Below are 15,732 nucleotides of genomic sequence, written 5' to 3'. Positions count from 1 at the left end.
CTCGTCCATCACGACTGCCAATACCGCCAAAACCGGGAGGAATTCAGCCACGGATTTCTTCCTGGCGGGCTTGGTCGCCTCGAAGTCTCCTTTCAAGGCATCGGCGGACGGACCGCCCTCAAGCGCAGAAACCCCCGGTCGGAAGCGGGGTCGATCAGGATCTCGGCACGCAGGGTTCTCAGCGAGTGAGTCTTTGAAATTTCGTTGATCGCAATTCCGTCGGCCGACCAATCACCGTTCAAGGTAGTCGAGCTCTCAACGATCATGCGCACGTCCGATCGAAGTCTCGATTCCTCAAAGACCAGGGCGATCGACTCGTCACCACGCTCCAGCATCGGTCTATCAGCCGGCGGATCACTCGAGGCACCTGAGGCGTATCTGATTAGATTCGGCAAGCCGTGCTCATCTCCGCCTTCGAGACCCTCCATCCACAACTCGAAGCCCCCGTTCTCACCCACGCTCAACTCGAAGCCCTGAGCAACCACACCGCCTGCTTCATTGAATCGCTCGATTTCTACCCGAAACACCCCCTGCTCATCGGGATCGACCATCCCGGAAATCCGTCCGGTCTCCGAATCCAGAACCAGCCCCTCAGGCAGAACCGCCGCATCCGCCAGACGGAAGGAAGCGGGAGCTGCGAGCACGAGGCCACTTTGATAAGCAAACGGCTCTCCGGCTTCCGCGAGATAGCCCGGACGATCGAGAAGATTCACCCAGGGGCTGAATGCCATGGCCGATCCTCCCTGACCATCGCTGGCGCTCACCCTGCAGCGCCATAGTTTCCCGGATCGTGCGGGCTCTGCCGCCAATGTGCGCGAGACCTCGCCGACTGCATCATCGAAAACCAGCCCGTCCTCACTGAATTGCCATTGATAGGTGAATGTTAACTCGTCGCCATCCCCATCAACGGCATCCACCCTCGCCACCCGCAGGTCCAGATCATCATACATCTGGCCCAGCCCGTTCAGATGGACGGCCGCAATTTCGGGATCCTCATTCGACTCGAACGCGCTGCCATGAATCGTCAGATCCACCGAGTTCAGGGTCCCGCCCGTTGTATTTCCCACGCTGCTGCGGTCGGCCACCCGAATCATCCACGTTCCCCCTGCATCCTCACCCCAATGACGCACCGAACTGAAAGTCCAATTGCTGTAGTTGTTGTTCAAGTCGGTATGAACTTCGGAAAGCTGACTGACGGTGCCCTGCGGCGAAATCACCTCGATCTTAAGATTTCCTCGTGAGCTGTGAGAAATATTGACCTTCACCGTCACGTGTTCGCAACGAATCGAAGGCATCGTAAAGGTCTGCGACACGCCGCTACTCGCACCCTCCGGAATCGTCACACCCAAATTCGAAACGCCCTCCCGAGCAGACGAAGGCTCTGTTAGATTAACCCAGGCTTCTGACATCTCAACAGCAGCCACGGCGTCAATTTTGCCGGCTCCGAGGCGCGGATGAAACCAGAAGCCAGCCCCATTGACGATCCACTCGGGATCGTTCGGGCGCAACTGGACCGCCGAGCGCATGAGAATTTCCTGAACGTCCCGCCAGCCAAGTTCTGGATTCTGCTCGAGCATCAGCGCCACCACGCCTGAAACCAGCGCCGTTGCCGAGGATGTGCCTTCAAAGTCATCGGTGTAGTCCCCCGGTCCGAGGCCCTGAGCTCCGATTCGATCGGTCGTCGTCACCCCCAATGCCGAACTGCTGCCACTCGATGGAGCACTGATCAAAACGTTCGCGCCTCGCTCGCTATACGGGGCCGGCTGACCGAGGCTATCGCTGGCCCCCACCGCGATGGTATGGATCGAATTCGCATATCCATCGTAGTTCGAATTGTCTCCGAACTCCCCTCCATTTCCCGCCGCCCAGACAATGATCGATCCGCGACCATCCCGGCCGTTTGCCGTCGCAGACTCCAGAGCTGCTCGCGTCAAGGAACCCGGTCCCTCAAGGTTGCTTCCGCTATCGTCTGGTCCCCAACTGTTACTCTTGATATCGATGATGTCTTTTTTCCAAGCCATCGCCTGAGCTTCCTGCAGATCGGTTGTTGGACCGGCAATCAGGCGCAGCCCCACGATCGACGCCTCCGGCGCGGCTCCACAAATCCCAATGCCGTTCCCACCGCGGGCGGCGGCGACCCCCGCGCAGGCCGTCCCGTGATAGTCGCCGGCCTCCGCCGAAGGGTCGGCATCATCACCATTCCAGTCTTTCCCGTGCTCGGCATCGATATTCGGCATCAAATCCGGATGAGTGGTTTCAATCCCGTCATCGACAATGGCGATTCGGACACCCGCCCCCCGGAGTCCCGGACCATCGGGAAACTCCCACAAATCGGCGATGTTCGTATCCGAACCGCTGACGGCCGACCCCGAACGGGCAAGGTACCATTGTTTGGAAAACAGGGCATCATCAGGCGAAGACCGGCTAATATGCTGCCGAGCAAACAGCGGCTCCACATCCTCCACGCCGGGCAGCTTTTTCACCTGTTTTACCAAAGCCAGGGCCGCCAGTGGATCGCCGGCCTCAGCCGTCATCCAGCCCCGAGCGAAGTCCAGGACCGGCCCGGCTTTCAAGCCCAAGGCCTTAAGACCGGCTTCGTCCCGCGTTCCAGCGAACCTCACACTCATTTCCCGGGTCACAATTCTCCGGATCCCCTCCGCTTCCACAACAGGCAGCGCTCGATCTTTGTCCAGGCGTTGCCGCAATTCCGCTTCGTCACTTGCTGCTTCGAACCGCACATACCTTCGGCTAACCGGCTGGTATCCCAGATCGAAACGCAGGGGCCAAACCATTCCATCACGGTCATCCCCATGGAAAACCTCGGCAAGCGCCGGTCGTGGCTGTCGCTCATGAGTGCCGGGCTTCGCTGCGATCAGAGAAAGCCAATCGGCAATATCATCTCCAGCGCCAGAAAGCCCGAGCCCGATGAGCGCCGCCAGCCAAGCGGCGCCCTGCTTGCCATTCATCGACATAACTTACCTCCGGCGACGCAAGCAACCAAGCATCGCGGTGGCAGCCAACAGGAGATGAACCGATGGCTCCGGCACCGGGACCGCCACCCCAAAGGAGATCTCATCACCGACCCCACTTCCCAATCCCTCCGGCACCGAAAGCAGAAGACGTGGATTCTCACCAACAAGAGGTGAAATACGGAACAGCGCGTAGCCCGATTCCCCTTCTGATCCGGGAACGGTCGAAAGTGTCGACAGGGACTCGTTCCAAGTCAGCGCTTGGGTGTCGACCTTCACACCATTCGACCAGCCGATCATTTCGACCAATTCGAAAACTCCGGAGCCGGAATCCGTCATCGCTGTGGTGATGACCGAATTCGTAGATCCTGCATCACTGGCATACAAACCCCCGACCACAAGAATCAATTCGACGTTCGCCGGCACCGTCATCTCGATCTGATAATTTGCCGCCCCGGACTGGGGAACGACGCGAACGTTGACGAGCGACACCTGGGGGACCCCCGCCATCGAATCGGAAAACGCCGGCGGAGTGCTCCATCCTGAAGCGGTCAGCGTGGCCATGCTCGGATATCCCGGAAATGGGATCCCTTCTCCCGGCGCCGTCGACAGGGACCCGGAGACCACCGCTCCTCCGCCATCATCAGTCAGGCTGAATGATGATGGCGTGGCACCTGGCGCGAGCTGAAGCCAATCGACGATGGTCACCGCAGACGCCACATTTCCGATACCGAAAAGCGCCACCACGAAGGGCGCAACCATCAACTTGGGGCGCATCATTTTCATTGGAGTCACTTGGGTATTCATTCGGTTTACTGAGGTCGTTTGAGGCTCTCGACACGGTAGAAGTAACCATCCGGGAGACCGGAGGGATGATACTCAAAGATATCAAAGTCGATCGACTGGGTGTTAGGATCTCCATCATCGTCCCCTTCGGCATCAATGATCGCATTGTAATCCGTTGGAGGAATGGTCTGCCATTCGCCATCAAGATCATCGTTCTTCTGAAGCCGCAAATTGACGAATCCTTCCGATCCCGTCCGGCGATGCAGTCGCATCTTCACCCGTGCGAATGGATCCATTCTCTCTGTCGACAGCTTGAGAGGCACCTGATCCGGTTTGAGCGGATGAGTCATCAGTGCCATTTCGTGGACGTTCTCCCGGCCATCGCCATCGGGATCGGCATCGAGCCCGAGCAGGTCCAGGTCAAATCCGTCCGGCAGCTCACCAAATTCATCGGCCACCCAAGACCAGTAGAGATTGTCGTCTTCGACGCGAATGCGAACGGTCGAATTCGCTGTCTTGCCGTTTGCCGTCGCAGTAACGGGAACCAAGTAGGTGCCGCTTTCCACACCCGATGGATTCCAATTGAAGGAGCCGCTGCCACTTCCCTGATCCGAGAAGGAAGCACCCGGAGCAGCGGCCAAGGTCGCCGCCAGTGAAATTGAATCACCGTCGGGATCGCTTGCCTGCACACTGAGAGTGTAGCTCGCTCCCTTCACCCAAAGGACAACGGGCACCTTTGTGAAGACAGGTGGCTGATCGACAGAGCCATCAGCCGGCGGCACCGTGACTGAGAAGCTGAGAAGCGAGCTCTGCGAGGGCGTTCCCGAGTCACTGACTCGGACATTCATCGAGTAGACCTTGTCTGCCTGGTCATTGCTTGGTGACCACGTGATGATCCCGGTGCTCGAATTGATGGAAGCACCCGCCGGAGCGTCTTCGAGGGAATAACTCAGCGTCTGAAGCGGGAAGTCCCGGTCAAGCGCGTCGGCGTCCACAATAAGGACCCCGCCCGCATTGATCGTCTGAGAAGCAATCGGCTGGATCGTCGGAGCATCGTTGACGTCCTCAACGGTGATGCTGAAAGTCTGATTTGCGACGGCGGGAGGAACACCCCCATCCGTGGCAACGGCCACGACACTGATGGACTTTCCTCCATCGGTCTCACTCGTATTCCAAGTGATTTCCCCCGTTACGGGATTGATCACGATTCCCTGCTGAGCCGCTCCCACGGAATAGCGGATATCGCCGCTGTTCCCGTCAGGATCAGTGGCTCGGGCCGCCAGCGAGAAGAACTCTCCCTCCTTGATCGTCTGGTTCGGAATGGGCGTGAGGATCGGTGGCAGATTGTTGTTGGCCGCCAGCGTGGTCGCTTCGGCGGTAGCAGACTTCGATTCCTTGTTGCCCGCATTATCATAGGCCACCGAGTAGAAAGAATAGGTCTCGCCCGGAGTCCCCGGGTAAATCGCACCCGTTTCCCGGATCTTGCTCTTCCAGAGGGTGTAGGGACCGCCGTTGGATGAAACGAAGATGTCATAGAAGGCGACCGCCTGGTTGTCGCTTCCACTCCAGAAGACTGGAATCTCAGCAGGACTGTCCCCTGCAAATGCCGTCACCGTGCTCGTCGGAGGCACGCTATCCAATGGACCCACTGGAGCGTAAGTGAGGGTGTAGACGCCACTGCTATCTGTATCGGCCAAGTGAACGACATGCTCATAGATCGGACGCCGGCCCTGCCCGATGAAGGTGCGGTCGGTTTGCCATGCATTGAAATCGAGCGGCAGCACCCGGCCATCGGCGCGGGTCACAGCGGTGAGACGGTAGTTCCCGGCCCCCGGATCAGGAAGTCGGATGTAGGACCAGCCCGAGAACGCTCCGACATCGAGCTGGATGCTCAGATTCGAAGGTGTGAGGGTGCCGGTGAAGTTTCCGGATTCTCTCACGGTTACCACGTCCGTCCCGCCATCACTGTAGTGAATGGTGTCAGGGTAGTCATTCACATCCAGCACATCGTTGACGAGGAAGTCAGGGGCCGCATCTGCACCTGACCGCTGATCGCGAACCACGCGGATCATCTCGTGAATCTCCACGTTCTTCAGCAGGGAGATCCGCGAGTCACCGAGTCCCGTCACGTGCTCGAAGGTCGCGTTGTAGTCGATGAAGAGACCCTGCAAGGTCGAGGTCATCAGGAAGGTGGCGATCTTGCTCGAACCGGGTGGCAATTCACCGAAGTTTGCCGTCAGCGATGGACTGAGGTTCTGCCCGTCCACTTCAGTTCCGATGATCTTGAAGTCCACAAACAGACCCTTTTCGTTTTCGACGATCTTGGGCTGTCCCGAAATGATCTTCAGATCGCGCGCGGACCCGAAGCCGCTGTTTTCCACCAACACCGCCAACTTGTAGGGAATCGCCGGCTCGATGATGTCGGTGTAAGGGTCATCACTGAAGACGTCACGCTGATGGAAGTACTTCAGGCTAAGCGAAGCGTCCGGGCGGACGGTGATCGGCACGTTTTCCACCGGGATGTTGAAGGTCTGACCGTCCTGGACGAAATGAATCACGCCACCGACGGTGTATTGCTTTTCCTCCGTCAGCGCCGCCGTATCCCGGGGAATGAGCGTCCACTGCACCGAGCCACTGGTGGAAGCGGGCAGTTCACCGCTGCCATCAATGGCCGCGAGGTTGCTGAGCCGGGTGACTTGAATATTGAAGAGGTCCTCGGAAGGCAGGCCTGATGGATCACGGACCTGGAGGTCGAAGCCAATCTCGGTCACTTCTTCGTCATCACGCTCATTTTCCAAAGTGAGGGTTGCTTCGAAGGCCGTTCTTGTGAGCACCAGATCCTGACTGATCTCAATCTTGACGCGCGAGCAAACCCCGCCACCCCCTTCGGCAACTGCCTTCTTGAATTCGTTGAGCGCTTCGTAGGATTCCTCCATCGGATCGGCGTATCCGCGTTCGCGACTTGCATCGTAGGCCGCGACCATCCGGTTTGCCGCATCTTTCAAACGTGAATCGGGAATGAAATCGATGCTCTGACCATCAGGCACATCTTCCACCTCAAAAATCCCCTGGTCGGCGTAATCAAGCGTGCGATTCCAGCGCGCGACAATCGCGGCAAGCTCGGCCTGTTGTGCAGAATCCAGTGCGGAGGCGAAGGCGCCAAGGTCCGCCATCTCATCGGCGGTAATGCGGTAGGCCTCCGCGCTTTCACTCGAAGTGGCATCCGAGAAGCGCTCCGCCCACAGAAGCCCTTCCGGACTCGAGGTGGCAACCACTCGACTCTGAGTTCCGTAGATTACGCCATAGTAATCCAACAGTGTCTCGGCGCGCGAGAGGGCACCCGATGTCTCGGAGGCATACTGACGGGCATCGAACCCGAGAATGATCAACCATGGCTGACCCAGAGGAAACAGCAGGGGGTCGGTGATCTCATCGCGACCACCCGCCACCACCGGTGGAGGTCCACCGCCGGGGCCACCGGGACCGCCTGGCCCACCGGGGCCTCCTGCGCCACAACCTGAGAGGCCATCGATACACTGGACGATGGCAATGAGCTGGCCGACCACTGGAGTCACCTTCCCGGCATCGCCTAAACAACCCAACACCGCGTTGACGCAATCCTTGACAGCCCCTCCCTGCGAACCACCCGCAAAGACGGCGCCTCCTGCACTCGCCACGCATTTTCCGGTACCATAGCCGCACCCGACTCCAGGGATGAATCCGATCACGCACTCCAGAAGAGCCTTGGCCACACACGGGTCGCAGATGTCGAGCGATGGGAATGAGATCCCCGGACCACCACTTGCGGTCCCAGACCCGCCTCCCGGACTACCCCCACCCCGATTGAAGTAGCCGCCATGGAAGCCGATGTAACCACCACCAGAACCACCCGAGCCGCCGCAATTACCAGCCACTCCGCTGATCGCAGTCGGAGCGCTCTTTGATACCTTTTGTGGACCGCATGGATAGTTGTATTGGAAGCTTCCACCAGCTCCACAGGGAACGCTGATGCCACTCCGCGGCATCTTCACGGTCTTCATGGGGCCGCTATTTCTCAGTGAGCGACCACCACCACTCTGCAGCAGCACCACGTCTCCATTTTCGTCAAACACACCGACCCGCTGAATCGTCACAGGGACCACCAGAGAGCTCTTGGCCGGGATCGTTCCCACATTGGTCACCAGGGGCGTGAAGGTATAGAAGGGATGCTCGGAGAAATCGAACTTGCCCTCATTCGCACCGATGAAGCCCTGGTTGGTCAGCGTCAGGTTGACCACCTTCGTCTGACCAAGCTGGGTGAGATCGGCCACATCGATCCGTCCCGGCGAAATCGTCACCACCGGTGCCGGCACATTGGTTTCAAACGTCGTCTCAACGGTAATCCGATAGGTGTCCTCGATCTCGACTTCTTCAACCGTCCACGAGTAGTTCACCAATTGCTTGGAAACAAAGACCCGCAGGAAATTGTCCGTCCCCGCATTGACGTAAAAGTTATTACTATAACTGTCGTGGCGCTCAGCGGTGACATTGATCTTGTACCAACCTTCCATCAGATCTGGAAAGAGAACCTCGCCTGACTCACCGGTGGTTGCTTCGGCCACTTGCTCGGATGTGATGGCATCGCGAACAATCACCCGTGCACCTTCCAGCTTCGGAGCCTCATCGGTGAAGTAGAACAACTCGTCCACCACATCCACCATGAGATCCCCCCTGAGGTCGGTGACCACGCGGAAACGATAAGGGACGCTCTTCGACCCTCCATTGGCGGCATTCAGCGCGAGGTTGCCCGTATACAGCGTCAGCGGGACATCCGCATCGGGGCATAGCTGAAGCGATACTTCCGCACTTTCGCCAGGTGCCAGCGAGGCCACCGGGTTGGCGGACACGAGCTTGATCCAGGCAATGTCCGGCAACAGCACCTGAATGGAACCTGTGGCGAGTCCCCCGGTGTTGGTCACCTTGAAACTGACCATCGTGCTCTCGCCGCGCAGCGCCGAGGAGTTCAGGCTGGACGGTTCCAGGGTCAACACCGGCTTGAGAAGGTCGGCCCTGATATCCAGACCTGCGCTCATGCTCACGCCTTCCGTAACATTCGCACTCAACTGGAAGCGACCACTTCCCGAGAAACCAGCCGCCGCCGATATGGTCAATGGCACCATCACTTCGTCGAAAGCAGGCACAGTCGTCTGGCCAACGTTGGGAGTCACCGTCAAGCCGGAGGGCAAGTCACCGAGGGTCACGCTCAGTCCGGTCAGATCACGCGAGTTCGGATTTCGGATGACCGCATTGGCCACCACTGTCTCTCCCTCGTTCAGACGCACCACGGCTGGCGGATCGACGCCCATGGTCAGAATCTCGAAGGTATCCTGTTGAGGGGCACTCGTCACTCCGGGATGCGCCGCACCGATCGTATAGATTCCTCCCTCGTTCGGCAGCGGCCGGAAGGTGGTGGTGAACTGGCCGGCGGAATTCGTCACCGCCGAGATCACCCGCTTCGTCCCGCCCATCTCGATGTGGATGTTGACCAGCACGGATGTGGCTGGCTGTCCGTTGGTCCTCGTCGCCGATCCTGAAAGCACAATCGGATGGTTGGTCGGAATCACCGTGGTTTCCGTGGCAACGGTTGCCGAGTAGGCAGCACGCACCTGCAAAGGTGTCAGCAGTACGGTCGTGTTGTTCGTCTCGTTGATTTCATCGACGTCATTGCCAGGATCGACGGTGACGATGAGGTAGTAGTCACCGATTTCCTGGGGTGCAAAAATCGAAACACTCCTGCCGTAGCCACCACCCGCTGCGACCGTTCCCGACTGCTCGACTTGCCTGATCAGAATATCGTCACCGCTCAATCCGGTGTCTTTCGAAAGGAATACCCGTTCGAAGTAAGGGGCATCAGTGGCTACGGAGCCAAAGTTCTCCACCCGGTAATCCACGCTCACCTGGGATTCACTCAGCACCGTGGCCGGTGCGGCAAGAGATCGGGGAACGAGATCCGCCTTGCTTTCGTCCGACACCGAGATCGAGACAAGGGCATCGGTATACCCCGCCGCAGCGGCACGTAGCGCCACTGGGTTGGTGCCATTGCCCCCAGCACTCGCAGGTGCGGACACCGGGACCGTGATCTGGGTCACGTTGGCGGGAAACTGAGCGGAAGCCGCAAAATTCACGGTCCCAGCGGGATCTTGACTCAGGGACACATTGAGTGCCTGAGCGGAATTTCCACCGCTCCGCTGAAGCGTCAGGTTCATCGACTGCCCCTGAATCAGCAGCGGCCTTGCTGCGCTGAAGGTGAGCGACGGACCATCGTCATCACGCACTTCCAGATTCACTGGACCTGCGCTCGAAACCGCGGTCGTCTCCACTAGGACTTCCGCCCGGATCTGGGCGATCAGATTCCCGTCACTGATGTCGTTGTCCGTGACACCAAGGGTGAACATCACGCTGCTCTGACCACCCGGAACGGTCACGTACGACGGGACACTCACCTTCGCTTGTGAACTCGTCAGATAGACCCTCAAGGGAAGCGATCTCGCCGTGTCCAAGGTCACCCGTCCTGACACCTGGCCGGCATTTTCCTGAACCGATGAAACGTCGAGCTCGAGACCAATGATCGGATAGGGCGAGTCCGCCAGGAAAAGGGATGCCGTGGCGCTCCGGTATTCCGGAGCCTTGGCCGTCACCGTGATCACCGGAAGCAGCTGGATGATCGAATCGATCCGCGCCCGAAGCGGGAAGGTCACGCTGGTTTGACCGGCAGGGATTACCACTGGAGGCACCGCTTCAATCCGGTCCGGACGGCTGTTCGTAATCTGGATCGAGAGATCCGAGCTCGATGCCGCGGGGATCGTCAGAGTTCCGGTGACCGATGATCCCTCGGTGACCGTGTTGGCATCAAAGCTCAGCCCAATCTGGGGAAACTCGCGCACCCTGGTGACACTAACGGATCCCGAATCAGCGCTGTCTCCCGCCCGATTTCGAGCGACAGCTTTGAAAATGCTATCCCCTTCCGGGACCGTCGCACTGAAGCTCAACATCCCGGCATTTGAGGCGTAGCCGGAGAAAACAAACACATTGTTGCGGAAGATCCGCACATTGGAATTTGGAAGGGATTGAATGGACAGCGCGACGGTCGGATCCTGAACGCTTGTTCCCGTGGCCGGAGAAACAATCTGAGGCGCGGGTGGCACGGCGAGTGCGACGGAGACAGCACGTTCGGACTCCGACCAGGTGCCGGTGACGTCGTAGACGCGGACGATCACGGAATAGGCCCCATCAGGAATGCTTTCGATATTCCAATCTGCGCTCAAACCATTGCCGGGCTGGAGGTCGCGACCGATCAGCACCGGACTGCCCGCGCCGCTGGGACGATAGAAAAACTCTGCTCTTTCGATGCCTTGATTGTCGGTAGCAGTCGCGCTCAAGACACCTCGGCGAATGAGGGTCGCCCCGTTCTCCAGGCCGCCTGCGTTCCACTGGAATGCGGTGATCGCCGGGGGCTCGGCGTCGATCACATAGTCCCGGGTTGTGATCTCACTATCATAATAACCTGCCTTGGTCGCACGGGCTTTGACAGTGGAAGTCACACCAACTTCAAATGGCCCACTATAGATCGGCGAGCTGGTGGTTGGCTCATTGCCATCGGTGGTGTAACGAATCGTCGTTCCGCTAGTCGCACTGGAAATCGTCACGGTGACGGCGGATGAGAACGTGCCGCTGGCTGGAGAAATCGTCGGCGCGGCAAGCGGCAACAAGGGGTCCACGCTGAAAGCAAACGAGTTGTCCTGATTCATCACCCGGTCGTTGGTGTCCCTTGCCAGCGAAATTCCGAGCGTGAAGCTTCCTCCATGGGAAGAAGTGAGGACCAGCGGCCCGCTGCGCCAGGTGCTGGCATTCAACCAGGAACCTGCAGGCACGAGCGGGATGCTCGTCGCATCCCCGCTGGAAAGGACCAACGAGGGCTGGACGGACGGATCCATCGGGCGGTCGAAGGTGACCGTAAAGCGGGTTTCCACATTGACCGGCAGGACGCTCGTCGAGTGATTGGTCGTCACCGAAGCCACCACAGGTTTGAACGGCCGGGTGGTGTAGACCGCAACGTAGTTCATCGTCGCGGGGTCGGCAGTAGAAACCGTTTTCACCAACGGATTGCCCGTTCCTAGGTTCACCCCATTGAGCTCGAATCGTTGGAAGACATACTCATTGTCACCGTCAGGGATCGTGGCTGGAGCCACGAGTTGAAGCGTATCTCCGTTGTTGTAGTTTCCAGTGCCGGGTATCACCGCAATCCCGGCGGGCTGAGTCGCCACCGTCACCGCATGCACCATGTTGAGCTCGCGGAAGACCGCACGGAGGGTGCGGTTTCCAGTGGCGCTGAACTCCAAGGGATTTTCCGTGCCGATGACACTTCCGGATTCCTCCCACGCCTCGAAGGCATAGCCGGCACTAGCTGTGGCCAGAAGGGAAACGGTCGAACCAAGTGAATGATTTCCTCCACCACCGACCGTGCCCGCGCCCGCAGGAGTCACCGAGGTCGCGATAAAATACTGCGGCAGGGTGAACACCGCCACCAGCTCGCGATCCCGATCCGCAATGAAGGTGTACGAGGCTTGCGACGACACGAACGAGCCGTTCTCCGTCCAGTTGACGAAAGTATAAGGAAGCGTCGAGGTGTCCGGAGTGGCGACAACGGTCACGGGCAAGCCATCACGGATGGAGCCCCCGCCGCTAACCGCCCCACCTGCTGCGGGAGAGGCGGCGACCTGAATATCGTGGTACTCGAAAATCTGGAAGTGCGATTGGGCGCTGTTCTGTTCGGCGCGGGCATGTCCGTCCGCCCCGTATTCATAAAGCAGATTTGCCGGATCCGCCGTGGCCGTGATGGTGTAATAACCAGGCACCTGGGTCGCCACCTGCTGCGTCTGAGGGAAAACCGCATCCGCATCCAGAGCCGCCGCACTCGTCGACGTGACGTCAGCGAGAACCTGTCCGGTCGTGACATTAATCACCTGCAAGCGGGTCTCGAGGCCCGCAGGTGCGGAGGCTGTCCCCCGGTTCGCGAGATCCCAGGAAATCTCATAGTTTCCGCTGCCATCCGGCCCCGTGACATTCAGGTTCTCGATCACCAAGTCCGGATATGCCTTGAGGGCGACTGGGAATGTACTCAAGGTCGCCGTCGTATTATCTCCTTCAAACAAAGCCTCGTCGACCGCATTGGACGAATCGGCCCTCACCATCAGGTAGAAGTTGCCGGGCAATCCATCAGGCAGGACCACATTCTGGGTGACCTGATATTGCTGTCCCGCCGACAGCGCTCCATTACGAGGGACCAAGGCGAGCTGAATGTCGTCAGCATCCCCATAGACGGTATTGCTCGATATGACCACACGGTCGGACCACGATGAGGTTCCGGTTCCCAGGGTGCCGACGTTGCTCACCCGATAGGATATGGACATGGCATCACCGGTCCTGAGCGTCGTCGAGGTAATCTCATCCAGTTGAGTGACGCGAAGATTCGGGAAATTGATCGACGAGGTCGGCACCGATCGGGCGTCAAACACATAGTCCCCATTGATTCCCGCACTGCCAATGCTAGCGCGAATCAGTGCATAGTATCGGCCGCTGGTCGTAATCTGTATCTCCGCGCTGTCGTCGCCCGCCACACCATTCACCTCGCCCTGCAGATGCCCAGCGGCGGAGTAAAGCGAGACAATGGGCGACAACACGCTTCCCGCAGGACGACGAACTGTTAGAAAGACGGTATTGCCCGGCTCGATGATTCCTAGGTCAAAGTAGTCGAGTTGGGAGTTGCTGCTGATGAAGCCGGCCACAGACGCTGTCGCAATCCCGTTCACATCCCCGAACACCACCGGATCGGCCGCGGCGATGGATCCGTTGTCCTCGCTCTCGTAGAGCATGCCGCGCAAAGCAGTGACCCGGAAGCGGTACTCGCTCCGGACGGCGTTGTACTCGGAAACCCGAAGCGTGTAGGCGCCGGGCTTGGTCAGCGTGACCGGCAGATTGGATTCCAGGTCTCCGTTGTTCAGAGAACGTTCGAATACCAGAGCTCCATCAGGATCTATCAGGCGCCACAGAAGGCGCACGCCCGAAGACTCAAACGGCAGCGCGGCTTCAAAGCTAAGCACATCTCCCGCCTCGGCGGTGAAACTCCAGTAATCCTGTTCGCCACCACTGAGGAGCGCACCGCGCCCATTGGCAGTCAGGTAGCCGCTGACACTTTCATCAAACACCAGATGGTTCGCCGTCGCCGAGGAATTGTTCGGTTCAACCTCCGATGCATATCCCTCGGGATTGATGAGTGAAAACTCATGAACGTAAGCGGTCGGGAGCGCGTTGCCCGACTTGTCGAGCAGCCCGACACCTACGGTGAATCGATATTTCCCGGGAGGCAACGGAGCTCCGGGAACGCTGTAGGAATTCGAAAGTCCCGAAGTATAGTTTCCAGGCACAACGTTGAAGTCCGCATCATCCGAACTGCCAAACAAGTCGTCTGGACCTGCATTGATCAAGCTGTAGTTGGCGACATCATTGACGGTCGCTGCGAGCATGTCTTTGTTGAACGACAGCGTAAAGCTCCCGAAAAAGTCCTGGCTCGTACCAACTGGCAGCGTGTCGGAAACGATCGCGGGCGGGACGGTGTCGATCAGGCCGATATCGAGGAAATACTCGGCCAGCAGGCCGCGGCTGGCGGTGTCGCCCGTCACTCGCAGGTAGTAGGTCGATTCATCACCCGACCCAAGGTCGTGGCTGAAGCTCGTGCCGGCCTGGCTGGAGACTTCCACGGTGCCGGTCTTGAACAAGGTCACGGTCGGAGTCAGCGTGGAGGTCGTGGGCAGGCGCAGCGTCGCGTTGACCTGCGTGCCGGAGGCAAGATTGCCCAGCGCATACCAGTCGCCACTGCTGTCACCTCCGGCCAGGTAGCCGCCGAGGGTGGCGGAGAGCTGGTTGCCTTGCAGGGTGAAGGTGACCGGATCAGATTGGCTGAGGTTGTTGTTAGACTCACTCTCAAGCTGGGTGCCGGGAGGCATCAGGCTGACCCGGAAACGATACTCGCCGAAGTAGCTCGTCCAGTTGCTGATGCGCACATAGTAGACACCATCGCGCGGTATGGTCAGACCGGGAGTCTCGTCCTGCACACTGGCGTAGACGTGGGTCAGCCGATTGCCGCTTTCATCGAATACCTCGATCAGCTCGCGGCGATCGCCACTGAAGGCGGAGTTGTCCACCGCCACACTCAGCAGCTGCCCGCGCTTGGCGGTAAACGACCAGTTATCACGGTCGTTGCTGTCAGTGAGGTAGCCGCGCCCATAGCCGTGAAGCACGCCATGACTGCTATCGTCAGCAGCGAGCAACGCGGTGGGCAGGCCTCTGAAGACATTCAGGGTGCCCGCATCATAGGCGGCAGCCAGCAGGTCGATGATCCCATCGCCATCCAGATCGCCGGCGCTGAATCCTGTGACTCGACCGAAATTCCGGCGCGTCGAGTTGAAGCCGAACGTGCCGTCATGACGATTCGTCGCGATGGTGAAATGATCATTGCTGCCAAGCAGGAGGTCGGGCGCTCCATCATCATTCACATCGGCGGTCTTGAGGAAATGATTGTAGTAGGCGCCGTAGCCCAGCGCGGTCACCACGCGCGGACCGAAGGTGCCATCACCATTGCCCGGCAGCACGGCGAACTCATTGCTGCTGTAGTGCATGACGGTCGCCAGATCGACATTTCCATCACCATCGAAGTCTGCCGCCGCGAAGCCTGCGGGATCGTAGCTGCCGCCCAACTCCGTGAAGGAAGGAGCGCCAAAGCTGCCATCCCCATTGCCCAGCCAGAGCGCGGCGCGCCTGCCGTTTTCCATGTCGCCCACCACAATGTCCGCCTTCGCATCGCCGTTGAAGTCCGCCACCGCCAGCGCCCAGGGCCGCACCCGCGGGCTGAGCGTGTCACCGAGTTTGCTCTCCGTGAAGC

3 protein-coding genes are annotated in these 15,732 nt (G+C 59.2%); all 3 read right to left on the bottom strand.

Annotated elements, in window-relative coordinates; genetic code table 11:
• Positions 1-92 precede the first annotated feature (92 nt).
• Genes ACFQY0_RS04105 through ACFQY0_RS04095 form a run of 3 tightly spaced genes read right to left on the bottom strand, consistent with a single transcriptional unit; the run spans position 93 to position 15,670 of the window.
• Complete coding sequence (locus ACFQY0_RS04105) at positions 93-2,966, bottom strand: S8 family serine peptidase (protein WP_379709425.1); 2,874 nt, start codon at positions 2,964-2,966, stop codon at positions 93-95.
• 9 nt (positions 2,967-2,975) lie between these two features.
• Entirely contained in the window at positions 2,976-3,776 is an 801-nt protein-coding gene (locus ACFQY0_RS04100; protein ID WP_379709422.1) for a PEP-CTERM sorting domain-containing protein, read from the bottom strand.
• A gap of 5 nt (positions 3,777-3,781) precedes the next feature.
• On the bottom strand, positions 3,782-15,670 hold the full coding sequence (locus tag ACFQY0_RS04095; protein ID WP_379710589.1) for a CARDB domain-containing protein: 11,889 nt from the start codon (positions 15,668-15,670) through the stop codon (positions 3,782-3,784).
• Positions 15,671-15,732: the final 62 nt, after the last annotated feature.

Source organism: Haloferula chungangensis, assembly GCF_042664875.1.
Taxonomy (GTDB): domain Bacteria; phylum Verrucomicrobiota; class Verrucomicrobiia; order Verrucomicrobiales; family Akkermansiaceae; genus Haloferula; species Haloferula chungangensis.
This window is presented reverse-complemented; position numbering and strand designations above follow the sequence as displayed.